The sequence below is a fragment of the Streptomyces sp. NPDC053076 genome (assembly GCF_044546845.1).
In the GTDB taxonomy this organism is placed as follows: domain Bacteria; phylum Actinomycetota; class Actinomycetes; order Streptomycetales; family Streptomycetaceae; genus Streptomyces.
Map to the genome: position 1 here is coordinate 1413916 of NZ_JBITZL010000001.1, position 25014 is coordinate 1438929.

The 25014-nt window shown below is 72.2% G+C and carries 15 protein-coding genes; 8 read left to right on the forward strand and 7 right to left on the reverse strand.

Features of this window, described 5'->3' with window-relative positions; translation table 11 throughout:
- The first annotated feature begins 2 nt into the window (after window positions 1-2).
- Both ACIGYR_RS05680 and ACIGYR_RS05685 read left to right on the forward strand, forming a co-directional pair.
- A complete protein-coding gene (locus ACIGYR_RS05680; RefSeq protein ID WP_399601564.1) occupies window positions 3-815 on the forward strand; it encodes a phytanoyl-CoA dioxygenase family protein in 813 nt (270 codons plus the stop codon).
- 218 nt (window positions 816-1033) lie between these two features.
- Complete coding sequence (locus ACIGYR_RS05685) at window positions 1034-4408, forward strand: pyruvate carboxylase (protein WP_399601566.1); 3375 nt, start codon at window positions 1034-1036, stop codon at window positions 4406-4408.
- A 344-nt stretch (window positions 4409-4752) separates the two neighbouring features.
- Here ACIGYR_RS05685 and ACIGYR_RS05690 read toward each other — a convergent pair whose 3' ends face one another.
- The 5 genes from ACIGYR_RS05690 to ACIGYR_RS05710 all read right to left on the reverse strand — a co-directional run bounded on the left by ACIGYR_RS05690 (window position 4753) and on the right by ACIGYR_RS05710 (window position 11094).
- Window positions 4753-5802, reverse strand: a complete 1050-nt coding sequence (locus ACIGYR_RS05690; RefSeq protein ID WP_399601568.1) for a hypothetical protein — start codon at window positions 5800-5802, stop codon at window positions 4753-4755.
- Between the two features lie 352 nt (window positions 5803-6154).
- Entirely contained in the window at window positions 6155-6616 is a 462-nt protein-coding gene (locus ACIGYR_RS05695; protein ID WP_391837446.1) for a hypothetical protein, read from the reverse strand.
- A gap of 94 nt (window positions 6617-6710) precedes the next feature.
- Window positions 6711-7487 carry a polysaccharide lyase family 7 protein gene (locus ACIGYR_RS05700; RefSeq protein ID WP_391837444.1) on the reverse strand — a complete coding sequence of 259 codons (777 nt, stop codon included), beginning with the start codon at window positions 7485-7487 and terminating at the stop codon, window positions 6711-6713.
- A 112-nt stretch (window positions 7488-7599) separates the two neighbouring features.
- Window positions 7600-8802, reverse strand: a complete 1203-nt coding sequence (locus tag ACIGYR_RS05705) for a chitinase (RefSeq protein WP_399601572.1) — start codon at window positions 8800-8802, stop codon at window positions 7600-7602.
- A gap of 120 nt (window positions 8803-8922) precedes the next feature.
- Window positions 8923-11094, reverse strand: coding sequence for a TIM-barrel domain-containing protein (locus ACIGYR_RS05710; protein WP_399602330.1), 2172 nt, complete (start codon window positions 11092-11094; stop codon window positions 8923-8925).
- Window positions 11095-12036: 942 nt separating this feature from the next.
- Between ACIGYR_RS05710 and ACIGYR_RS05715 the strand changes: the two genes are divergently transcribed.
- The 5 genes from ACIGYR_RS05715 (at window position 12037) to ACIGYR_RS05735 (ending at window position 16238) form a co-directional block, all read left to right on the forward strand.
- Complete coding sequence (locus ACIGYR_RS05715; RefSeq protein ID WP_391837440.1) at window positions 12037-13161, forward strand: GNAT family N-acetyltransferase; 1125 nt, start codon at window positions 12037-12039, stop codon at window positions 13159-13161.
- Between the two features lie 436 nt (window positions 13162-13597).
- Complete coding sequence (locus tag ACIGYR_RS05720; protein ID WP_399601574.1) at window positions 13598-14647, forward strand: alpha/beta fold hydrolase; 1050 nt, start codon at window positions 13598-13600, stop codon at window positions 14645-14647.
- A gap of 88 nt (window positions 14648-14735) precedes the next feature.
- Complete coding sequence (locus ACIGYR_RS05725; RefSeq protein WP_399601577.1) at window positions 14736-14930, forward strand: hypothetical protein; 195 nt, start codon at window positions 14736-14738, stop codon at window positions 14928-14930.
- A 46-nt stretch (window positions 14931-14976) separates the two neighbouring features.
- Window positions 14977-15537, forward strand: a complete 561-nt coding sequence (locus ACIGYR_RS05730) for a CGNR zinc finger domain-containing protein (RefSeq protein WP_399601579.1) — start codon at window positions 14977-14979, stop codon at window positions 15535-15537.
- Between the two features lie 152 nt (window positions 15538-15689).
- Entirely contained in the window at window positions 15690-16238 is a 549-nt protein-coding gene (locus ACIGYR_RS05735) for a flavoprotein (RefSeq protein ID WP_399601582.1), read from the forward strand.
- A gap of 294 nt (window positions 16239-16532) precedes the next feature.
- Here the strand turns inward: ACIGYR_RS05735 and ACIGYR_RS05740 are convergent, their stop codons facing one another.
- Both ACIGYR_RS05740 and ACIGYR_RS05745 read right to left on the reverse strand, forming a co-directional pair.
- Complete coding sequence (locus ACIGYR_RS05740; RefSeq protein ID WP_399601584.1) at window positions 16533-21497, reverse strand: caspase family protein; 4965 nt, start codon at window positions 21495-21497, stop codon at window positions 16533-16535.
- Between the two features lie 177 nt (window positions 21498-21674).
- The gene (locus ACIGYR_RS05745; protein ID WP_399601586.1) at window positions 21675-22685 is read right to left on the reverse strand and encodes a Ppx/GppA family phosphatase; all 1011 of its coding nucleotides are present in this window, start codon (window positions 22683-22685) and stop codon (window positions 21675-21677) included.
- A 507-nt stretch (window positions 22686-23192) separates the two neighbouring features.
- Between ACIGYR_RS05745 and ACIGYR_RS05750 the strand changes: the two genes are divergently transcribed.
- On the forward strand, window positions 23193-24833 hold the full coding sequence (locus tag ACIGYR_RS05750) for a phosphodiester glycosidase family protein (protein WP_399601588.1): 1641 nt from the start codon (window positions 23193-23195) through the stop codon (window positions 24831-24833).
- Window positions 24834-25014 lie beyond the last annotated feature (181 nt).

Below are 25014 nucleotides of genomic sequence, written 5' to 3' on the forward strand. Positions count from 1 at the left end.
CCATGGCCGTTCTCACCGCCGCCGACCTGGACGACTTCACCGAGCGCGGCTACTGCGTGCTGCGCGGCGCGTTCGACGAGCGCCGCGCGGCCCCGGTCCGGGACGCCGTCTGGCGGCGCATGCGGGAGAAGGCCGGCATCGACCGCGGCGACCCGCGCACCTGGCCCGCCGCGTACGACATCGAGGAGCGGCTCGACCTGCCCCAGGTCCGCGCCTGCTTCCCCGAGGTGCTCGCGCGCGCCGTCGAGGAACTGGTCGGCCCCGGCCGCTGGCGAGGCGACCGGGGCTGGGGGTTCTGGCCGGTGAACTTCGCCCACGGCGCGGACCGGCCGATCGGGTCGGTGCCGACGGAGGGCTGGCACGTCGACGGAAACTGGTTCCGGCACACGCTCGACGCACCCCACCAGGGCCTGCTCCTGATCGGCCTCTTCTCCGACGTCGCACCCACCGGCGGCGGCACCCTGGTCGCCGCGGGCAGCCACCGCCGCACCGCCCACGTCCTCGCCCGCCACCCAGAAGGGCTCGGCCACCGGGAGCTGTTCGACCTGGTGCTGGCCGAACCGCTCGGCAACATCACCGAACTCACCGGCAGCGCGGGGGACGTCGTCCTCGCCCATCCCTTTCTCTTTCACACCCGCGGTGACAAACACACCGGGCCACCGCGCTTCATCAGCAATACCGAGGCGGGCCTCACCGCACCCCTGCGCCTCGACCGCGGTGACAGCTCGGCCCGCTCCGTTCTGGAGGAATCCATCCGCTCGGCCCTCGCCGCCCCTCCGCCGGTCTTCACCGCCGCCGTGCGCTGCCGTTTCTGACCGGACCCGGCCGCTTCGGTCCGCCGCCCTGCGCCGGCGCTACCGAGCGGACCCGCCGACCGGGTCCGGCGTGCCCCTGTGGCGCCGGCCACCCCGGCGATGTGATGGTTTTCGCACATCGACCCGTACGGGCAGCCCCTAAGGTGTCCGCGAGTACGGCAGGGCGTGGCTGACACCAGGGTGTTCGTCGCCGGCAGGGCAGCTGAAGGGAAACCAGAATGTTCCGCAAGGTGCTGGTCGCCAACCGTGGAGAGATCGCGATCCGCGCGTTCCGGGCGGGCTACGAACTCGGCGCGCGCACGGTCGCCGTGTTCCCGCACGAGGACCGCAACTCGCTGCATCGGCTCAAGGCCGACGAGGCGTACGAGATCGGGGAGCCGGGGCATCCGGTGCGGGCCTACCTCTCCGTGGACGAGATCGTCAGCGCCGCCCGCCGCGCGGGCGCCGACGCCGTCTACCCCGGGTACGGCTTCCTCTCCGAGAACCCGGAACTGGCCCGCGCCTGCGAGGAGGCGGGCATCACCTTCGTCGGTCCGAGTGCGGCCACGCTGGAGCTGACCGGCAACAAGGCCCGCGCGGTCGCCGCCGCACGGGCCGCCGGCGTGCCCGTCCTCGGCTCCTCCGCGCCCTCGAACGACCTGGACGAACTGGTCGCCGCCGCCGAGGAGATCGGCTTCCCGGTCTTCGTCAAGGCGGTCGCGGGCGGCGGCGGGCGCGGCATGCGCCGGGTGGAGGACCCGGCCCAGCTGCGCGAGTCCATCGAGGCCGCCTCCCGCGAGGCCGCGTCCGCGTTCGGCGACCCGACCGTCTTCCTGGAGAAGGCCGTCGTCGAGCCCCGCCACATCGAGGTGCAGATCCTCGCCGACGGCGAGGGCAACGTCATCCACCTCTTCGAGCGCGACTGCTCGTTGCAGCGCCGCCACCAGAAGGTCATCGAGCTGGCCCCGGCCCCGAACCTGGACCCGGAGCTGCGCGACCGGATCTGCGCCGACGCCGTCCGCTTCGCCCGCGAGATCGGCTACCGCAACGCCGGCACGGTCGAGTTCCTGCTCGATCGCGACGGCAACCACGTGTTCATCGAGATGAACCCGCGCATCCAGGTCGAGCACACCGTGACCGAGGAGGTCACCGACGTCGACCTGGTCCAGGCCCAACTGCGGATCGCCGCCGGCCAGACCCTCGCCGACCTCGGCCTCGCCCAGGACACGGTCACCCTGCGCGGCGCCGCCCTCCAGTGCCGCATCACCACCGAGGACCCGGCCAACGGCTTCCGCCCGGACACCGGCCGGATCAGCGCCTACCGTTCCCCGGGCGGCTCCGGCATCCGGCTCGACGGCGGCACCACCCACGCCGGCACGGAGATCAGCGCCCACTTCGACTCCATGCTGGTCAAGCTCACCTGCCGGGGCCGCGACTTCCACGCCGCCATCGGCCGGGCCCGGCGCGCGGTCGCCGAGTTCCGCATCCGCGGTGTGGCCACCAACATCCCGTTCCTCCAGGCGGTCCTGGACGACCCCGACTTCCAGGCGGGCCGGGTCACCACCTCCTTCATCGAGCAGCGCCCGCACCTGCTGACCGCCCGCCACTCGGCAGACCGCGGCACCAAGCTGCTCACCTACCTCGCCGACGTCACCGTCAACAAGCCGCACGGCGAACGGCCCGACCTGCTCGACCCGCTGACCAAGCTGCCCCCGCTGCCCGCCGGTGAGCCGCCCGCCGGATCCCGTCAGCGGCTCGTGGACCTCGGGCCCGACGGCTTCGCCCGCCACCTGCGCGAGTCGCCCACCATCGGGGTCACGGACACCACCTTCCGCGACGCCCACCAGTCCCTGCTCGCCACCCGGGTGCGCACCAAGGACCTGCTCGCCGTCGCCCCGGTCGTCGCCCGCACCCTGCCGCAGCTGCTGTCCCTGGAGTGCTGGGGCGGCGCCACCTACGACGTCGCCCTGCGCTTCCTCGCCGAGGACCCGTGGGAGCGGCTGGCCGCCCTGCGCGAGGCGGTGCCGAACATCTGCCTCCAGATGCTGCTGCGCGGCCGCAACACCGTCGGCTACACGCCGTACCCGACCGAGGTCACCGACGCCTTCGTGCAGGAGGCCGCCGCCACCGGCATCGACATCTTCCGCATCTTCGACGCCCTCAACGACGTCGGTCAGATGCGCCCCGCCATCGAGGCCGTACGGGAGACCGGCACAGCGATCGCCGAGGTCGCGCTCTGCTACACCGCCGACCTCAACGACCCCGCCGAGCGGCTCTACACCCTCGACTACTACCTGCGCCTCGCCGAGCAGATCGTGGCGGCCGGTGCCCATGTCCTCGCGATCAAGGACATGGCCGGACTGCTGCGCGCCCCGGCCGCCGCCAAGCTCGTCTCGGCGCTGCGCCGCGAGTTCGACCTGCCCGTTCACCTGCACACGCACGACACCGCGGGCGGCCAGCTGGCCACCTACCTCGCCGCGATCCAGGCGGGCGCGGACGCGGTCGACGGCGCGGTGGCCTCCATGGCGGGAACGACCTCGCAGCCGTCGCTGTCGGCGATCGTCGCCGCGACCGACCACTCCGACCGGCCCACCGGCCTGGACCTCCAGGCGGTCGGTGACCTGGAGCCGTACTGGGAGGGCGTCCGGAAGGTCTATGCCCCGTTCGAGGCGGGCCTCGCCTCGCCGACGGGCCGCGTCTACCACCACGAGATCCCCGGCGGCCAGCTGTCCAACCTGCGCACCCAGGCCGTCGCCCTCGGTCTCGGCGACCGCTTCGAGGACATCGAGGCGATGTACGCCGCCGCGGACCGCATCCTCGGCCGCCTGGTCAAGGTCACCCCGTCCTCGAAGGTGGTCGGCGACCTCGCCCTGCACCTGGTCGGCGCCGGCGTCTCCCCGGACGCCTTCGAGGCCACCCCCGACAAGTACGACATCCCCGACTCGGTGATCGGCTTCCTGCGCGGCGAGCTGGGCACCCCGCCCGGCGGCTGGCCGGAGCCGTTCCGCACCAAGGCGCTCCAGGGCCGGGCCGCGCCCAAGCCCGCCCCCGAACTGTCCGCCGAGGACCGCGACGGCCTCCAGAAGGACCGCCGGGCGACCCTCAACCGGCTGCTGTTCCCCGGCCCGACCCGGGAGTTCGACACGCACCGGCAGAGCTTCGGCGACACCAGCGTGCTCGACAGCAAGGCGTTCTTCTACGGCCTGCGCCCCGCCAAGGAGTACGCCGTCGACCTGGACCCCGGCGTCCGGTTGCTGATCGAGCTCCAGGCGATCGGCGAGGCCGACGAGCGCGGTATGCGCACCGTGATGTCCACGCTCAACGGCCAGCTGCGGCCCATCCAGGTCCGCGACCGGGCCGCCGCCACCGACGTCCCGGTGACGGAGAAGGCCGACCGCGCCGATCCGGGCCATGTCGCGGCACCCTTCGCCGGTGTGGTGACCCTGGCCGTCGCCGAAGGGGACGAGGTGGTGGCGGGCGCGACGATCGCCACCATCGAGGCAATGAAGATGGAGGCCACGATCACCGCCCCGAAGGCGGGCCGCGTCTCCCGGCTCGCCATCAACCGCATCCAGCAGGTGGAGGGCGGCGACCTGCTGGTGGAACTGACCTGACCCGGGCCCCCGCCCGCCGACCGGGCCTGCCTGACGGCGGGGCTCGTCTGATGGCGTGGCTTGTCTGATGGCGTGGCTGGCGGGTGGCGGGCCCCGTCCGCCGGGTGCGCCTGCTCGACGGCGGCATCTGTCGGCCAGTGGTGCCCGCTCGGCTGCGGTGCTGGCCGACGGCCGGGCCCGCTCTGCGCCGCCGCCCGCCGGTGGGTGAGGGGCCGTGCTCGCCGCCGGCCGGGACGACCGATGGTTGCGGCCCGCCGGTGGGTGAGGGGCGAGCTCGCCGCCGGCCGGGACGACCGGTCGGCGGCGTGTGGTGTCGGGGTTGCCGGTGCGGCCCGCGCGTGCGGCTACCCGCGGCCGATCAGGTGTCGCAGGTGGGCGAGGAGGAGGTTAGGGTCGCGGCGGGTGAAGAAGGCGGCGCTCGGCACGTAGACGGTCCGGCCGCGGACGGCGACGGAGGCCGGGTCGGACAGGCCGTCCCCCGCGGTGAGCAGGGTCGTGGCGGTGCCGTCCGGGCGCACCAGCACGAGCTTGCCGCCGGAGCTCAGCGCGACCAGCGCGCTCCCGCCGTGCCCGGGGAAGGCGAAGTCGTCGATGCCGTCGAGCCCGTCGCCCCGGGTCTCGACGGGACCGGCGGAGCCGCTCGTGACCACGGGGATGCGCAGCAGCGTGCCCCGGTCGGTGTTGGACACCCACACGGCGTCCCGGTGGACCTTGATGCCGTTGGCACCGAAGCCGGAGGCCGGCGGCGCCGGGAGTGGAGCGAGCGCCGGTCCTGTCGCCCACGCCGTGGCCGCGCCGCCCGCCTGCGGGACGCGCCAGACGGTGCCGCGGACCGAGTCGGCGGCGTACAGCACACCCCGGCGCTCGTCGAGGGCCAGGCCGTTGGGGAACCCGTCGGGCGGCAGCTGGGCGATCTGCACCGGTACGCCGCCGGGGGAGACGCGCCAGACGCCGGTCGCGCTGGTGCCGGTGGCGTAGTTGACGTACAGCGTGCCGTCGTGGGCGCGGGCGATACCCGTCACGACGGCGCTGCGGACGACGGGGGTGGCCGGGTTCGCCACCCCCGGCAGTTCCGCGCGGGACGTGGTGATCCCGTCCACGGTGACGTGGGCGACCGTGCGGGCGAAGGCGAAGGTGAGGTCGGCGGAACCGTCGGGTTCGAGCGCGATGTTCTCGGGCGTCTGCCCGGCGGCCAGGCCGAAGCGGGCGACGACACGCGCGTCGGTGACGAGCGACTCGTCGCGGGCGCCGGAACCGGCGGAAGGAGCGGTCGCGCCGGATGCGGCGAAAGGAGTGGTCGCGGCGGATGCGGCGGGCGCGGCGGGCGCGGCCGCGACGAGGCCGAGCGCGAGCGCGGCGGTGGCGGCACCGGTCAGACGGGGGAGTCGGGGCATGTGACCTCTTTTCGGTCGGCGCGCGAGACGCCGGCGTGCGGGGCCACACCAACATGAGGGGGGACGGGTCGCCGGTGGCGGGAGCCGGGGCCGCGGGATCGCCCGCGCGGACCACCTTCACGCGCCGTACGAGGGGCGCCCGGGTGACATCCGGCCGTGACGTTTCTCCACAGCGTCGCGCCCTGCCGTCGGGACCGGCTGTCAGTCTCGGGCCCTGCCGTCGGGCCCGGGCTTTCAGACTCGGTCGTGCCGTCGTGCCGTCGTGCCGTCGTGCCCGGCCGGCAATCTTGGGCCCTGCCGTCGGGCCCGGGCCGTCAGTCCCAGAGGGGGGCGTCAGTCCCAGCGGGGGCCGTCAGTCCCAGAGGGGGTAGGTCATCACCGTGTCGAAGCCCTGGGGGCGGGCGTCCGGGTAGCTCAGGCTCATCCTGCTGTAGCGCTGGACGCCCGGGTGCTTCTTCCACGGCTCGGAACCGTCGAGCCGGACCACCACCGGGTAGGCGTGGAAGCGCCCGGCCGCGCAGTACGGCTTGCAGTCGTTGACCATGTTCACGCCGACGCCGACGGCCCGGTCCGGACCCCACTTGGTCCAGCTGAGTCCGGTGAGGCGGCTGTTGCCGTCTCCGCAGGCCAGGATGAAGTCACCGGGGCGGACCGTGCGCTGCCACAGGCAGTCGACCAGGACGGGCTGCGTCGCGGTGTGCGCCGGGGGTGTCGTGGCCGTGTCCGGCGGACTGGCCGTAGCCGTGGACATGGACGCGGTCAGCAGGGCCCCTGCCGCGAGGGTGACCGCTGTTCCCGCCAGTGTTCCGCGCATGGTCGCTCCCACCCGTCGTGCTGTGTCCGACCGCGTTCCCCCGACGCTACGACCGTCCCGCCGTTTGCACCAGTCGCGCAGGTCGGGCTGCGTTTCAGCCGTGGGAGACGGTCAGCCCGTAGAAGGCGACGCGGGCGCCCTCGGTGGTGCTGTCCGAGGAGGACTGGTTGTAGGAGCCGGCCTTGAAGTACTGCTTGTAGGGCTTGAAGGACGACGGGATGCCGTAGTGGGTGGTGGTGCCGTTCACGGTCAGGTCCACGGTGTTCCCGCCGGAGACGGCGATGGTGTAGCTCCACGTCTTGCCGACGGACACGTGCCCGACGGTGTGCGGGGTCTGGCCGCCGGACGGCGAGTCCTCGGTGCCGAGGACTATGTCCCCGTTCGCGTGGTAGTACAGCTCCACCAGCGGCTTCGTGGACGAGCCGCCGGAACCCAGGTGGATCTGGCCGACGCACACGTTCTTCGTCACGGACACCACGCGCAGCGTGGCGCTCAGCCGGTGGGAGCCGCTGAGCGACCAGTCGGCCGCGCTGCCGTCGCGGTTCATCTCCCGCAGTTCGGAGCGGGCGTAGTGGGAGTTCGGCGTGGTGACGCCCTTCTCGGGCGCCCAGAAGGTCATCGCGCCGTCGCGGGAGTCGGTGTAGAAGTAGGCGTCCTGGTAGCCGTTCGCGCCCTGGAGCCGGGACGACGGGATGGTGGTGGGCTTGCCGGGGGAGCCGACAGGCTCCTGGAGCTGCCAGACGGACAGGTCGAAGTTGCCGCCGGGAGCCTTGCCGGGGTCGGCGGCAACGGCGCCGCCCGCCGTGAGCAGGGTGAGGGCGAGGGCGAGCCCTGCGGCGGCCGGTGCCGCGAGGAGCCGTGATCGAGTCATGTGGGGGTCCCTTCGTCGGAACAGGATGCGTTCAACATGATGAACGCTGAACGCATCCTTGTTCGCCGGTGACCCGAGAAGCTAAAGGTCTGAACCTGACACGTCAAGAGGGTCAGCAGGCACCCTCGTCCTGCCAGGGGCCCCATTCGGACGCGCCGGGCGCCTCGTTCTGGGTCCACCACTTGGCCTTCCAGTTGTGCTTGTTGTACGAGACCTCGTTGCCGGCCGTGTACGTCGCCGTCGAACTCCAGGCCGTCTTGCAGGAGGTCGGCGTAGGCGTCGGGGTGGGCGTGGTGGTCGGCGGGGTGACTCCGGCGAACTTCACCGAGTACTTGGCGAAGTCCCAGGAGTTCTGGGCCACGCTGGAGCAGGTGCCGGACGTACGGCCGCCGTTGTCGGCCGGGGTGCACTGCCGGTCGCGGTTCAGCGACCAGAACGTGAACCGGTCCATGTTGTGGCTCGTGGCGTAGTCGAGCACGGTCTGGAAGTCGGCCTGGGTGAAGTACTCGCCGGTGTCGCTGCGGCCGTTCATGCCCGAGAAGCCCTCGTGGGCGTAGGCGGTCGCCTGGTCCCACCCGAAGGTGGACTGGAGGATCGAGTTGAAGTTGGTGAGTGCGCTGGTCTGGCTCGCCGCCCCGCTGAAGCCGCCGTCGAACGGCATGATGGAGAAGTTGTTGGGGGTGAAGCCCTGCGCCTTGGCCTCCAGCAGCATCTGCTTGCCGAACCAGCCGGTGCCGTCAGCCGTGCCGGCCGTGGTCACGGACACGTACAGCCCGGGGTTGTTCTGCTGGAGGATCTTCGCGGCGCCGATCTCGTTCTTGATGGCCGCCGTGTTCTCGTACTCCGGCTCCTCCAGGTCGAAGTCGATGGCGCGCAGCCCGTACTTGGTGATGACCTGCTGGTAGGCCGCCGCCGTGGACGCCGGGTCCGCGCACGCCTGACCGAGCTTGGTCCCGCCGTAGCCGCCGATGGAGACGGAGACGTCACCGCCCTTGGCCCGGATGGTGTTGATCACCGACTGGACGGCGGTGTCCGCGGAGACCGGTGCCGTACCGCCCCAGGTGGGCGTGCATCCCCCGCCGTTGGGGGCGAGGACGAAGGCCAGCTGGAACGCCTTCAGGCCGGTGGCGTCCATGATGGCGGACGCGTCCGGCGGGTCGTTGTCGAGCGGCATCAGATAAGGGGCGGCGGCGTACCAGCGGTTGCCGAGCGCGGTGGTCGCGCCCGAGGCGTCGCCCGCGACCAGCGCGGTGGTGCCGGCCGCGGCGAGGGTGACGGCAGCCGCCGCGCCCAGACATGCTCGAAGACGTCTCATGCGTGCCTCCAGAGGATGGGGACCCCAGAGCGGGGAGCCCCACCCTCCGGGAGCTGTTGCGGTCACGTCAATAAGTTGGACTAGACCAAGCTGCTCTTTGGACTAGACCATACGATTCCTTTACCTCTCGTCGACCAGTCGCACCGTGAACCCGCGGTCGAGCGGCAGCCGCGGCGTGGTGATGGTCGTGACATGACTGGAGGCGTCGTACGACCAGGCGTCGCGCGGCAGTTGGCGCCCCCCGAACAGGACCCGTACGGGTGCGGTGTCACCGTGCACGGTGAACCGGTACGTGCGGGCGTCCACCTTGCCCGTGTACGCGCCCCTGCTCGCGCCGACCGTCACGGTCGTGCCCCGGGCGTCGCCGCGCAAGGACACCCGCTGGGTGGCCGCCGCACCGTCGGCGAAGTCGCGCGTCACGCCGTCGTCCTCGTACAGCGTGTAATGGCTGGTGCCGTGCGCGGCCGGGTAGAGGTCCCAGTCCAGCTCGTGCCGGTCGCGGGTCTGCCAACTCGTCGTCCCCTTGGGCCACATGGGGACGATCGCCCCCTCGCGCACGAACAGCGGCAGCGTGTCCAGCGGGGCGTGGTAGCCGTTGACCGTGGTCGGGCCCTTGTAGGTGCGACCGGTCCAGTAGTCGGTCCAGGTGCCCTTCGGCAGGTAGATGCCGTCCCGTGTGTCGGAGTCCTGGTACACCGGCGCGACGAGGAAGTCCGGGCCGGACAGGAACTCGTACTCGGCCTGCGCGCCGAGGGTCTCCGGATCGTCCGGGTACTCCAGCCACAGCGGTCGCACCGCACCCACGCCCGTCCTCGCCGCCTGGGCGGACAGGGTGTACATGTACGGCAGCAGCCGCTCCTTCAGCTGGAGGTACTTGCGGTTGACCGAGGTGTACGGCTCGCCGTCCCGCCACGGCTGCTGGTCGGCGGGCTTGCCGGTGGTGATGTCGCCGGCCCAGCCGTCCATCGTCATGATGGCCGGCAGGAACGTCTTCCACTGGAGGTCGCGGGCGTACATCTTGGCGTCGTGGCGGTAGATGCTGCCCACGTCACCGGTGTTGTAGGCGATGCCCGACATCGTCGCCCCGGCGTAGGTCGGGATCTGCCAGCGGATGTAGTCCCAGGACAGCTTCTGGTCGCCGCTCCACAGCACTCCGCAGCGCTGGGCGCCCGCCCAGGACACCGGCAGCCATACGAAGCCGCGCGCGTCGCTGTTGTCCTCGATGCCCTTCTTCGCCGCGTCACAGGCGTCCAGCGCGAACTTGTAGCCGTTGCCGACCCAGGCCACGTCCAGCTTGGCCACCCGCTGGCCCGCCTTGACCTGGTCGGCGAGCTTGTCGATGCCGTCCTGGGTCCACAGGCCGAGCTGCGCGTGGTGGTCCTGGAGGCCCTTGCCGGTCTGTTCCAGGTTCTCGTACCCGCAGCCGTACCCGTCGTTGACCAGCATCCAGCCGAGCGGCATCTGGTTCTCGCTGTAGCCGTCGGCGATCTTCAGCGCGTCCAGGGTGTGCCGCTCGCCCCGGTTGGCGTTGTGCAGGTAGCAGTCGGAGTCACCGGGCTCGAGGCCGTACACCGGCGGCATGAAGGGCTTGCCCGTCAACGCCGTGTACTTGCCGATGACCTGCTTCGCGTCACCCAGGAAGTAGTAGGCGTCCAGGCGTCGTTCCTGCTGCCCGGTGGTGACCGGTGAGCCGAAGGTGTACACGCCCGGTGCGAAGGTGTTCCGGAAGACGCCGTAGCCCGCGCTGGAGAGGTAGAACGGCTGGGAGTTGTTGTAGCCGCCCTCGTTCCAGTCGAAGCTGTTGGCCACGTACATCGTCTGCCCGCGGTGCGAAAAGCTGCCGTTCTGCTCGCCGCCGCCGAAGAACTGCTCGTCCGCGCCGCGCGCGAGGCTCTGCCGCATCCCGCCGGTCGACCAGCGCAGCGGCTTGTCCTCCTGCCAGATCCGGGTGCGGTTGTCGGGCTTGTACAGCCCGAACCGCAGTGGCTTCTTGTACACGCGCAGCACGGCCTGCGGAGAGCGGATGCCGTAGTAGTCGCCGGCGTCGAAGGAGGAGGTGTGCCGCTGGAGGCCGGGCCGCTTGCGCACGATGGCGGTGCCGGCGGGGTCGCTCAGCGAACCCGAGGGATCCGCCTGGAGCCGTAGTTGGCCTCCCGTCAGGAAGTCGGCGCGAGCGGTGAGCCGTCCGGCCCCGATGGTGTAGCTGCCGTCGTCGCCGGAGAAGGACGTGAGATCGCCGGCGTCCGTGGTCGCGGGCAGATAGGCGGTGCCGGTGAAGGAGTCGCCGTGCACGTCGTACGGCACCACGACCACGTGGTACGTCCCCGAGGCGCGCGGGATCACCGTGGCCTCGGGGTCGGCGGTGCCCGCGCTGGACGCCACCTGCTTGTCGTGGTCGTCGTAGACGTACAGGTCGAAGTCGTCCGAGGGCTGGTCCCACTTGATCGACAGCGGGATGCCGCCCTCGGGGTTGTCGTCCCAGTAGCCGTCCGGCACCGAGACGGTCAGGTCGAAGCGGTCGCAGACCTTGTGGTCGGGGTCGTCGGCCGTGGCGGGGCACTTCTCGGGGCCGCCGCCGGTGCCCTTGTCATAGACCGGGCTCTGCCAGCTGACGCTGCTGTGCGCCGGGTCCAGAACGGCGCCGGTCGCGGTGGCGGCGGCCTGGGCCGGGGCCGGCGCGGCGAGCGCGGTCCCGGCCAGGACGCTCGCCAGTCCCAGCGGTATCCAGGCCGGCCACGGCAGACGGTGTCGGAGTCTTCGCACGGCGGAACAGCTCCCCTCGCACCTTCGCGGAATGAGTGTCCTTGCGGAAATGCTCGGACACGCTTGAAACAAGCATTAATCGAGCAACTTCACGCATGAGCCTCGGGGTTGACGCAGGTTCATGTCAATACCGCGGAGGGGTGGCCGCCGCGCCGGCCCCCCGGGCTGCGGCGCGCCAGCGGGCTCGCCCTCCTGGACGGTCCGCCTGCCCCCTGAAGCCCGTCCGTGCGGCCGGTGCGGCCCGAGCCGCCGGCGGTCCGCGGGGCAGCCGCCGCGAACGGGTGTACGACGAAACGCCCCGGGGAGGCGAACGGCAGTGCGGACCTTCTCCCGGCTCGTCCCCGATCTCCGCGGACCCGTGGCGAACGTCCGTCGCCTGAGGCACCCTTGACAGCGTGCGTGGGGTTTCGCGAGCTTTGAGCCTTGTCCTACGGTTCGGGCGCGCCCGGCGCGTCATGGGGGGAGACTGATGTGGAGATCACCGTCCACAGAACCGGTGAGCTGACGGCCGAGCTGCGCGGGGCCTGGCACCGAGCGATGGACGAGTCGCCCGAGTACGCCAATCCCTTCCTGGCCCCGGAGTTCGCGTCCGGGGTGGGCCGGTTCCGGAGCGGGGCCCGGGTGGCCGTGCTGCGCGAGGGCGCGGAACCGGTCGGCTTCCTCCCGTACGAGCGAGGGTCGTTCGGCACGGGCCGGGCCATCGGGCTCGGGCTGTCCGACTGCCAGGCGCTGGTGCACCGGCCCGGTGTCACCTGGAACGCCCGGGAACTGCTGCGGGCCTGTGGGCTCAGCATCTTCGAGTTCGACCATCTGGTGCGGGAACAGAAGCCGTTCGAGCACCATGTCACCGGCACCTTCGCCTCACCGGTGATCGACGTGAAACCGGGCGACGGCAGCTACCCGGAGTGGCTGCGCGGCGCGTACCCGGGGCTGGCCAAGACGACCCTGAAGAAGGAGCGCCGGCTCGGCCGGGACGTCGGCGAGGTGCGGTTCGAGTTCGACGAACGCGATCCGCGCATGCTGCGCACCCTCATGCGGTGGAAGTCGGCGCAGTACCGCAGGACCGGCCGGATGGACCGGTTCTCCCGGCCGTGGATCGTCGGCCTGGTCGACCATCTCTTCCACGTCCGCGAGGAGCACTTCACCGGGGTGCTGTCCGTGCTGTACGCGGGAGACCGGCCGGTCGCGGCCCACTTCGGGCCCCGCTCGAGCACGGTGCTGGCGGCCTGGTTCACCGCCTACGACCCCGAACTGCCCGCCTACTCGCCCGGGTTGATGATGCACCTGCGGACCGCCGAGGCGGCTGCCCGGCACGGGGTGACCCTGGTCGACCTCGGCCGTGGCGACAAGGAGTACAAGGACTGGCTGAAGACCCGGGAACTCCGGGTCGGTGAGGGCTTCGCCGCCCGTCCGCACCCGGTGGCGCTGGCCCACCGGCTGTGGCGTCGGCCGGTGCGCGGACTGCGGAACACGGTGCTGGCCAGCCCGCGGCTGCGCGAGCCGGCCGACCGGCTGCTGCGGACCGTGGGCACCATGCGGACACGCGGCCAGGAGACCGCCGCCACGGTCCGCGCCCGGCCGCCGCGCTCGAACTGAGCCGCCGGCGCGCCCGCCTCCCGGGCCGACGGTGGCCGTCCCGCAGGTCGACGCGCCCCGCGGGCGGACGGTGCCCGTCCCGCAGGTCGACGCGCCCCGCAGGCCGACGTCGCCCGTCCCGCGGGCCGTACGGCAGGCCGGTGCCGGACAGCGGATCGATACTGGAGATGCCGTCGGGGCCTCGGCCTGCGACCGGTCACGTACGGCACCGGAACGGCCGGCGGGGCAGCCGTCGCGCAGCCGACGAGATATCCGAACGCTATGGTTCGTCACCGGTCCGGCAGGTGACCGAAAACGGCCAACGTCGGGCTCTCCATGCAGACTGGCCATGCTGATGTAACTCGGCCATGTTCCGTCACCGACTTGACCGGTGATGATTGCTCTGCGACGGTGGTGGCGCAGGCGGCTCGTGATGACGGACTCACGGAGGGCTCAGATGATCGGCAGGCGGACCTTCGGCAGGGCTCTCGGCACAGGCGCGGCGGCCGTCTCGCTCAGCGGTCCGCGGGGGGCGCCGGCCTCCGCCGCCACACCGCGGGCAAGCGCGGCATCCGCCCCCACGCCCGGCCCCGGCGCGCCCACCTCGTACCCGCGGCTGAAGCAGATCAGGGCGGGCCTGCTGAACGTCGGCTACGCCGAACTCGGCCCCGCTCACGGCCCCGCCGTCATCTGCCTGCACGGCTGGCCCTACGACATCCACAGCTACGTCGACGTCGCCCCGCTGCTGGCCGGGGAGGGTTACCGGGTGATCGTGCCGTATCTGCGCGGCCACGGCACGACGCGGTTCCTCTCCGACCGGACGGTCCGCAACGCCCAGCAGTCGGCCATCGCCCTCGACGTCATCGCCCTCATGGACGCCTTGGAGATCGACAGGGCCGTCCTGGCCGGCTTCGACTGGGGCTCGCGCACCGCCGGCATCATCGCCGCGCTCCGGCCCGAACGCTGCAAGGCCCTCGTGTCGGTGAGCGGATACCTCATCACCAGCCTCCGGGCCAACCTGAAGCCGCTGGCGCCCGAAGCCGAACACGCCTGGTGGTACCAGTACTACTTCGCCACCGAGCGAGGCCGGCTCGCCATGGAGGACAAGACCCTGCGCCACCAACTGACCAGGCTCGTCTGGGAGACGGTCTCCCCGACCTGGGAGTTCGGCGACGCCACGTTCGAGCGCACCGCGGCGGCCTTCGACAACCCCGACTACGCGGCCATCGTGATCCACAACTACCGCTGGCGGCTGAGCCTCGCCGACGGTGAGCGCCGGTACGACCGACTCGAGAAGCGGCTCGCCGCGCGCCCGGTCATCGAGGTGCCCACCATCACCCTCGACGCCGAGCGGGACCCCTTCACCGCTCCGGGCGACGGCGCGTCGTACCGGGACAGGTTCACCGGCAGGTACGAGCACCGGACTCTGGCCGGGATCGGTCACAACCTGCCCCAGGAGGCACCCACCGCCTTCGCCCAGGCCGTCGTGGACGTGGACCACTTCTGACACCCCACCCACCGCCCGCCTCCTTGTCACCCTTCCGACGGGTGATACGGAAGGGCGGTCCCGGCAGAGACCGAACGGAGGTTCGACCATGGAGAACCGGCACGGCGAGGACGGTGCCGCGGCGGCGCGCCGAGCGCGATTCGGTACGTTGCCCGAACGCATCCGCTACGAGGACATGGCCCAGGGGAAGACGGTCACACCGAAGGACCCGGCGCGGTACGCCTACGATCCCGGGAGTACGTGGACGTCCTTCTCCTGTCTCGCCGCCGATCTGGGGCTCTGAGCCGGAGACCTTGCCCGGCATCGCAGTCACCGGTCAGAATGGTGATGTGAACCTGGATCATGTCTTCGTCTGCGGAAACCCGGCGCTCGACTTCGCCGCGACGCTGCGAGCGCGCCGTACCGCGCGCTTCGAGATGTTCCCGACGCCGGACAGGCTGAACGCATGGTATGTGGAATCCGGCCTGGTCGATGCGGTTGCGCCCGGTCGGCAGGCCGACGTCGAACAGGCGACGGCCGTCCGGGAGGCCGTCTACCGGCTGGTCACCGCTCGCCGGCTCGGGGAGGAGTACGACGGGGCGGCGCTGACCGTGGTGAACAACGCGGCCCGCACGCCGCCGGCGGTGCCACAGCTCACTCCGGCGGGGCGATGGACCCAGGCGACGCCGCAGGAAGCCCTCTCGGTGGTGGCGCGCCAGGCCATCGAGCTCCTGAGCGGACCGGACGTGCCCCTGCTCAAGGAGTGCGGCAACCCCGCGTGCACCCGCACCTACATCGACCGCTCCCGGGGTATGCGCCGGCAGTGGTGCGGGATGGAGTCCTGCGGCAACAAGATCAAGGCAGCCGCGTACCGCGCTCGCAAGAAGACGGCGCCCGCCCCGGCCGGCTGATCCGCCGGCGGCGGGCCGAGCGGAGCGGCCGGGGCCGCGCGAGAAGCACGAGTCCGTGCAGCTCCTCGTTCCGGGCGGGCGGCTGCTCACCCCCGGGCACGACAGCCGTAGGCTGCCGGAGTCGTGTCCGTTCCGTCGACTGGAGGCCGCGCGTGAGCGATCCGACCGCCCCGGACAAGAAGCCCTTCCTGTACGTCGTGGTCTGCGCGAGCGGCGTCGCGGGCGACGTCGGCAAGCTGATCACCGCGGCCCAGGAGGCGAACTGGGACGTCGGTGTCGTCGCCACACCGCACGGCCTCGGCTTCATCGACGCCAAGGCCGTCGAGGCACAGACCGGATACCCGATCCGCTCCGCGTGGCGCTTGCCGGGAGACCCTCGCCCGTTGCCGCCCGCGGACGCCATCGCGGTCGCCCCGGCCACGTTCAACACGATCAACAAGTGGGCGGCCGGAATCTCCGACACCCTCGCCCTGGGCATCCTGTGCGAGGCGTACGGCATGGGCATACCGACCGTGGCACTGCCGTGCCTGAACTCCGCCCAGGCCGCCCACCCCGCCTATCGGCAGAGCCTGGACCGGCTCCGAGCGATGGGCGTCCTGATCGGCTCGTGGGAGCCCCTCCGGCCCGGTGGCGGGGCGGGCCGCTTTCGCTGGGAGGAAGCCCTGGAACTGCTGGAGACCGCGGCCGACACCGCGCGGTGACCCGGTCGTCCCTCCTGCGGGGCCGCCCCGGCCCGGCACCGGTCGGTTCGTCCCGCCCCCGGACGCGCCCCGGATCCAGCTCCGGGAGCTGACGCCTGCCCCCGGAGAACGGCGGGGGTCACCCATGACGTACTCCGGGTCCGCGATGCGGGGAAGGGAGAGCCGGCTCGCCGGCGCGCTCGAGACGCAGGCCGAACAGGTCCGCGTACAACTCCAGGCGACGGCGCACCCACTCCGGCGTCTCACCCGTCGCCCGGGCACAGTGGTCGATCCGCTCCTGCCCGATCGCGCCGGTCAGTGCGGGAAGCCTCCCGTCGAATCCCTCCGAGAGGATCGCCAGGTCCTGCCAGCCGGGTACGACGTCGGGTACACCGGTGAACGACGGCGGTGTCTCCTCCAGCGCGAGGTACGGAGTGACACGTCGTTGCCAGGTGTCCCGCACCGATCGCCGAGACGGCCGGCGATGCCCACCAGATCGAGAGGCAGCAGCCCGGACCCGGGCGCGGAGACACGGAACGCCGGGTCGACCGCCACGGCGTCGCGGGCGGAGGGCACGTCGTCCGGCAGAGCGGCTTCCGCCTCCGTGGACAGCTCCGGCACGAGTGCGCCGATGGCCCGCAAGGGGGCCAGCGCCCGGTAGGCCGCCCTGGCACCGAGGTTGCGGGCGCGGGCATAGCCCACGAGCCGCTGCGCGGTCAGCGGGACCCAGCGCGGGGTCTCGAACCACTCGCCGTCCACCTCCTCCTCCGGGCCCGCGTCGACGAGCGCCGCCATCTCGTCCCACGTCGGGACGAACGTCCTCAGCGCCCTGGGCGGGCGCACGGCGACGAGATCGGCGCTCAGCCCCAGGTTCCGGGCTTCCCGGTGCGCGGTGTCCCACAGGATCGACAGCTTCTGCCGCAGCCGCTGGCTTCCGGTGAACAGCACGGCCGAGGTCGCCGGTACGGGATAGTCGGCACCGACCCAGCTGGGGTCCTCCCCGGAGAACGCGTACCTGCTGGGCGTGGGCAGATCGTCCCAGGCGCGCAGCAGACTTCCCGCGTCCGGGAGATCCACTCCAGCTGCTCGCAACTCGTCCGCGTACCAGGACAGTTCTTCCCATGACGTCTCGTGGGAGCGGGCGAACGCGAGGTCCCGGAGCGAGACGCCGTCCTCCAGCCGGATGTCCGTCTCGTGCAGCCACCGTACGAGGGTGCCCGTGCCGGGCGAGGGAACCACGTCCCGCCCGGACGAGCGCTTGGTGTAACGCCGCCGGTGGACCAGCCCGAGGGCTTCCGCCTCCCGGGAGAGGACGCGTTCGGCCTCCCAGACGGAGAGGTCGCACTCCGCGGCCAGTTCGATGGTGGCGGCCCATGGCAGCACGGGGCGGCCGTCGGCACCGTGGACGACGCAAGTCCGCAGGACGCCCAGCATCTCGGCCGGCACGGCGTCCCACCGGGCGGCCAGGACCGGATCGGGCACGGGGCGGCCCAGCCAGCCGAAGCCGGCCATGCGCCGCTGTACCTCGCCCGCGTCCAGGCCCGTCGCCGCGGCCACCACCGGTACGTCCCAGGGGTGAACGGCCGGCCTCCAGTGGTGCTTGTCCTCCTGGAGGTAGAGAAGCCTCAGCTCGTCGTCCGTGCAGACATGATCGCGGTGGTGGTCCGGGACGACGCGCAGCGGCGTGCCCACGAACGGCGCGTACCGGGCGCATGCCTCGGCCAGTCTGCCGAGCGGCTCACGGGACTTGGCGGAGGCGCGGGCGATGCCGGAGAGGTCCTCGGGCGGGTGCCGGTAGTAGATCTCGTCGGCCGCCCGCCGCGCGGCCACGCGACGTCCCCAGGGAGTGGTGAGACCGTCCAGCGGATCGGGTCTGCCGCCCAGGAGACCGGTCATCGCGTACCAGTCGATGAGGTCCGGTTTCCAGTCCAGGTCGCCGGCACCGACGACGGCCGGCCCCGCGAGCCGCGGATGGGCGATGCGCAGGCCCCGCGTGGCGCGGAGCACCTCCGCCACGGTTGTCTCCTGCGCCTTCGCCACCAGGACCGCGGTACGCCAGTCGCCCTCGACCTTCGCCGCGATGTCCGACCAGCCGGGCTGCGGCACGGGGTGGCCCGAGAGGGACAGCGGCCCCGCTTCCTTACGAGTCCGGAACTCGGCACCGAGGGCGGCCAGCCGCCAGGGCCGGATCACCTGGGAGACCTTCTCCTCCTCGCGCCGTCCGGGCGGGCCGGGCCGGCCGTCCAAGGAGGCGTCCAGTCTGAACCAGCCGACCTCGTCGAGGTTCACCTGCCGGTCGAGATCGTGCGACGCGAGCACCCCGCGCCCCCTCAGTGCCTTCCACAGGATGCGAGCGATCGCGGGCTCGCGGGACTCCAGGGCCCACAGCCACTTCAGGCGCGGCCCCGCTCCGTCGGAGAGCACGTGGGCGCCGCGCTGAAACTGCTCCCGTGCCCACAGGACGTCGTAGCCCTCCAGCTTCTTGCGGTTGACACTGAGTTCGCCCGCGTGCGCGCCCGACAGATTGAGCACGTATCCGAAGGTCCGCTTGTCCGTGGCGATCCCGTCGCACACGATCGCCCCGTCGCCCGAGACCCACCACAACGTTCCCGGCACCGCTTCGACGGCGAACCGGGTGGAGAACGCGCCCGGCTCGTTTCCGGACTTGAGGCGCCCGGGCAGCCAGGTCTCCTGAGTGCCGTCCTGGTCGCGCACCTCCAGCCTGAACTCGCTGAACAGGACCAGTGAACGCAGCACCGCCACGGCGGAGTTCCCGGGCAGCGCGCCCGCCCGGCGCAGATGCAGCCGGACGCGCGTGCCGCCCTCGGGCAGCGCCGTGCCGCCGCGCTCGTCGTCCTCGCGTACCCGGAAGAGACTGCCGCTGACCGGGATCTCGACGCGCAGCGCCTTCTCGGCCGGGCGGCCGTCCGGGCCGACCGGCCGGGTCACGATCGTCATCTCGTCGGCGAGCATGAAGTAGCTGAAGACGCCTATGCCGAAACGGCTGTTGGGGTAGAGCCGCAGCGAGGTGTCGTGCCGAAGCCACGCGGCCTGCTCCCGGCGGAAGGAGTGCGACTGGTCGAAGCGGCGGCCGGCCCGGGTGAAGGTGTTCTTCAGCTGGTCGACCGTCATGCCGACGCCGTTGTCCACACACTCGATGTAACGTCCCCGGCTGTCCTCCCCCATCTCGACGCGGATCCGGCCCGTCCACGTCGCCGGCTCCCGGCGCAGGCCCCGCAGGTACCGGACGCGCATCTCCCGGTAGCGGCAGGCGTCCATGGCGTTCTGGTACAGCTCCCGCAGCGCGAGTTCGGGCTCGCCGTCGTACAGCTTCTCGCCCATCAGCAGGCGACGGATCTCCGTCTGTGCCAGTGAGAAACGTGCGAGCGGCACGTCGTACGCGTCCGTGCCGTGTTCACGGTCCGGTCTGAGCCGGTGGTCGGACAGCCGCGCGGGGAGTCCGCGCAGCAGCGCGGCCTCGTCCCGCGGGAGGTGGCGGGCCGACTCCCGCAGCAGGTGACCGAGGTCGTCGGCGTCCTCAACGACCGAGGAGAGTGCCGCGTGCAGTGCCGGATGCGGGCAGACCGCGTCCAGATGGAGATACGAGGGAGCGTTCCCGTCCTGGTCCAGGTCCCAGAAGGCGTCCCGGAGCACCGTGATCACCTCGCGCGGCAGCACCGGATCGGAGACGGCGAGATGCTCGGCGACGACCTCCGGCAGGCACCGGGCGTCGAAGGCGAGCAGCCCCGCGAGCCGCAGCAGCGCCGCGAGGGGCCGCACCCGCAGCCGCCACGGTGTTCGGCGGACGACGTGACGGTCCGGCGGCAGCCGCAGGTCGTCCGGCGGGGCCCCGAGGGCCAGCCCCGCGGCGACCGCGCGCAGCGCCGTGGACAGTGCCCCCGCCCGGCCGCCGAGCCGCTCACCCGCGGCCGGCGGCGCCACGTCGAGGAGCCGGGCCACGAAGGCTTCGGCCGGCGCCGCCGGCACCGCCTCCTCATCGGTCGCGAACCGCTCCTCGATCCAGCGGTGGACCAGCCACAGCGTGACGGCGTGCCGATCGTCCGCCGGGTCCGCGAGCCATCGGTAGGAGGACGGGTCCGTGAGCTTCTCGGTGATCTGGGGGTAGTGCTCCGTGATCTGCTCGTAATGCCGGCGCTGGTCGCCGGCCTTGCCGTCACGTCGCACGAGCCGCGGATGGAACTCGGCGGCCTGGCTCAGCCGTCCCGCCCAGGCGGTCTCGTGCAGCAGGACACCGGCGATCAGGGCGGTGACCTCCAGGGCGGACAGTTCGGCGTCCTTGTGCAGGAGCAAGGGGAGGCGGTCGGTCAGCAGACGAACCGGGTAGTCGTCGTCGGCCCACGGGTCGGGCAGCCGCTCCTGCGCACGATGGACCTGGCGGGCGGCCTGCGCGGCCAGGTCGGACAGGCATGCGTGCAGATGGGCCACGGTTTCCCTGTCGCAGTCCGGGACCCGCTCCCACAGGGCCGGTGCGCGTACGGCCTCCTGCCATGCCTCCAGCAGCCGCCTGCCCCTGGCGACCTGGAGGGACCTGGTCCGCTCCGCCAGGTCGTTCCCGTAGTGGATGAGCACCTTCTGTGGTCCGGCCAGTGCCCGCGCCGCGAGGACGCGGGTGTCGCGTCTGGCCATCTCGTACACCTCCTCCACCGTCGTGGCCTCGGTCAACGGGTCGAAGGCCCGGGCGAGTGCCGACGTGAAGAAGCTGCCCGTCTCGGCGAAGCCGCTGAACTCGCCGGGGCCGCAGCTCGTCATCATGGCGAAGCCGCTGTGCGGGGGACCCTTGACGACGTTGCTGCCGAAGGCGGGGCCGTCCTCGCCCTCCGTCCAGCGGCAGGCGTCGATCAGCCACAGCACGGTGCCGGCCGAGCAGTTGGCCAGGTACCGGCTGATGTCGGCTTCCAGGAGCGACTCTCGCACGTGGGGCTGTTCCCACCCGGCCGCGTCGTCGGCGCTGACCGCGGGGGCACGGGCGTCCGAGGGGACCAGATAGTCGGTGGTGCCGATCCGGACGCCGTGGCCGGTGAAGTAGAGGAGCAGGGTGCTGCCGGGCGGCGCGCTCGCGGAGAGGTCGGAGACGTGTTCGGTGATCTCGTTCCGGGTGGGACTCCGGAGGATCCGCACCGCGTAGCCGCTGGCCTTCACGGCGGAGCCCAGGACGTGCAGATCGGCGTCGACCGTCGCCGCCAGGGAGGGAAGCAGGTGCTCCGCCCCCGGGTTCTCGCCCACGCCGATGAGCAGGGCGATGCGTATGGTGTCTTCCACTCGGCCCCCGTCCCCCCTCTGACCCGCCCATGTTTCCATCCGGGGCCGCGCGGTGGGGGTGGATCGGTCAAGCCGCCGGAGGAAGGGCGGAGGTGAGTGGCCACGGGGGCCGGGCGGTCAAGGGTGCCGGGGCCTGTCAGGCCGGGGCGGTCAAGGGTGTGGTCGCCCGCCACCCGGTCACGCCGGTGGGCTCGCGATCCGCAGAGGTGCCGCCGGGACCGGCACCGCGGCGGTGTCGGCGGTGCCGGTGGCCTCCGTCCACCAGCCGGCGCCGTCCTCCACGTAGCGCAGCAGCACGCCCTCGCGGATCGCCCAGGGGCAGACGACGGCGCGGGGCAGACCCATCAGCTTCAGGGCCGTGTGCCCGACGATGGCGCCGGCCAGGCTCTGCGCGGCGCGCGGCGCGGAGATCCCGGGCAGCTGGGCCCGGTCGGCGGCGGGCAGCGCGGCGAGGGCGCGCACCGCCTCGGGCAGGTCCCGGCAGACCAGCTCCCGCTCCACGAACGGTCCGAACCGCCCGGGCGCGGCTCCGCACAGCCGGGCCAGCTGCTGGAACGTACGGGAGGTGACGGCGGCGGTACGCGGCCGCTCCCAGCGGATCCGCGAAGCGACGTCCCGCAGTTCATGGCGGACACGGCGGCGCAGCTCCTTCAGTTCGCCCGGGCCGGGCGGGTCCTGTAAACCCAGGTACTCCCGCGTCAGCCGGTTCGCGCCGAGCGGCAGGGACGCGGCGAAGTCGGGCAGCCGGCCCCGTCCGAAGGCGACCTCCAGCGAGCCGCCGCCGATGTCGAGCAGCGCGAGCGGGCCCGCCTTCCAGCCCAGCCAGCGGCGGGCCGCCAGGAAGGTCAGCTCCGCCTCCGTCTCACCCGGCAGGGTGCACATACGGATCCCCGTCCCGGACGCCACCCGCTGGAGCACCTCATGGCGGTTCGGGGCGCTGCGCACCACCGCGGTCGCGAAGGCCAGCGGGCCCGCCGCATGCCATCTCCGCGCCGTGGCGCCCGCCGCGCCGACCGCCTTGACCAGTCGCTCCACGGCCTCGTCGGCGATGGTGCCGTCCTGACCGACCTGTTCGGACAGGCGCAGCTTCCACTTGACCGTGTGGACCGGTAGCGGAACGCCACCCTCCACATCTGCGATCACCAATCGGACCGTGTTCGACCCCGCATCCACCACACTCACCCGCATGGCCGGGGAATACCCACTTCACCGGCGACGACCCTTCGCACGGGGGGCGTTCCGGTGCACAGCGACCACGGCGTGCGCCTCAGGACCGGCTTGCGCGGCGGTCCGAGGGGGAGCGGTGGCGGGGAGGCGCACGGGCCGGGGCCGTCCGCCGCGTGCGCGGCGGAGCGTGCGCGCACCGTCCGTCGCCCGCGCGGGTTCCGGCGTGTCCGGCCCGGAACTCCCGGAACCTCGGGCAAACCGTCACCCGGTAGCCCGCGTGTGGTGCCGCCGGCGCGGGAAGACATCGTCTGGCGGCGCTGCCGAGTTCATATACCTGTCGTGATTCCTTCGGTTCGCGAGACGGTGGTTGTCACCTGCGACCGGTGAAGTGGACGACAGTTGCCGAGGTGCGTTGTCGCGCCCCAACCGTTCGTGAGGTGCATGCGCATGCGTCATACCCATGTCCGGAGTGCTGCACGGAGTTCCGCTCGTGTCCGTGCCCGACTCGCGACGACCGTCGTGCTCGCCGTGACGGCACCGGCCTTTCTGGCCGGCGCGGCGGAGGCGGGCTCGGTGCACACCGCGCCGACAGGAGATACGGCGCAGGCGGTGCGGACCGCGCAGGCGGCACCGGCAGCGCGGACCGCGACGAGCGCGAAGACCGCGAAGGCCGCTGTGATCGAGCGGTGGACGACGCAGACCCTCGCTCCCGGAGTCACGGTCCGCACCGGCATCGTCCTGCATCCCGGTGCCAGACACTCCTGGACGGTCACCGTCCAGGCCCCGAGCAAGACCCGGTGGACCTCCAACGACCCGGACGCACCCGTGAGCTGGGCCGAGGTCGGCACCCGGAGCTGGGCCCAGGACACGGCGCACAAACTGACCCAGGCCGACCTCCTGCCACGGGTGGAGAGCGTGCAGTGGCCGCAGTACGCCGACACCCCGCACGGATTGATGGGGTACCGCGTCCGCATCGGCCGTTTCGCCACCCAGGAGGAGGCGAAGAAGGCCGCGTCGGCGGTCATCGCGGCCGGGTTCCACACGACGCTGTCCTGGACCGGATACGACATCCAGGAGCAGGCCGACCGGGAGAACATCCATGTGGCGGTCATCGACCCGAAGACCTTCAAGGGAAAGGTCGAAGCCACGCACGACGGCAACGTGGCACGGCGTGAGGCCACCTCGGCGGTGGCCCGGAAGCTGAACTCCCTGGTCGCGGTCAACGGTGGCTTCTTCGTGCTGTCGTCGGGCGACGGCGTCCCGGGCACCATGTCCGGGATCGGCGCCTACCAGGGCGAGCTGGAGTCGATGGCGGCCGGCTCCCGCTCCGCGCTGCTCATCGGGAACGGCGGCAGCAGCATCCGGATCGCGGACCTCACGAGCACCGCCACCGCCCGGTCGGGCAAAGCCGCCTACCGGATCCAGGGCATCAACCGGGTGCCCGGCACGGTCCGGGACTGCGGTCGTCCCGGCAGCACGCCCAGCGAACTGCCCTGGCAGGACGTGACCTGTCAACTGGCTGACGACCTGGTCCAGTTCACCACCGCCTTCCAGGCCAACCTGCCCACCGGCCCCGGGGTGCAGGTCGTGCTGAACGCATCCGGCCAGGTCGTCTCCGTCGGGGCGCGCGGGGGTCGGGTACCAGCGGGCGGGCACGTGCTCCAGGGCATCGGACGGGCGGCCGACTGGCTGAGGACCCACGCCGATGCGTACAGCCGCATCCAGGTCGACGAAGCCGTCCGCACCGCCGGGGGCAAACGTGTCGTACTCGACGCCGGCGACTCCATCGTCAGCGCGGCTCCGACGCTGGTGCAGGACGGCCGCATCGACATCGACGCCGCTGCCGAAGGCGTGGTCGACCCCGAATACACGTCCTTCGGATACGCGTGGGCCAACGTGCGTCAGCCCCGCACGCTGGCGGGCGTCGACAAGCGCGGCCGGCTGATCCTCGCGACGGTGGACGGGCGGCTGACGAGCGGCAGCGAAGGGTTCACCCTCTACGAGGCCGCCGCGTTCATGAAGTCGCTCGGTGCCGTGCAGGCGATGAACCTCGACGGCGGCGGCTCCACCGCGATGGCCGTCAACGGCACGCTGGCCAACCACCCGTCCGACGCCGCCGGCGAACGCCCGGTCGGAGACACCGTCCAGGTCCTGCCGACGGCCCACTGAATGCCGCTCGGGGCCGGGCCTTTCCGCGTCCGTGGTTTCCCGTCGGCCCTGTCCGGATCTCGGCCCCGCACGCCCCGGCGTGGCCACCGTCCAGGTCCTGCCGACGGCCCACTGAATGCCGCTCGGGGCCGGGCCTTTCCGCGTCCGTGGTTTCCCGTCGGCCCTGTCCGGATCTCGGCCC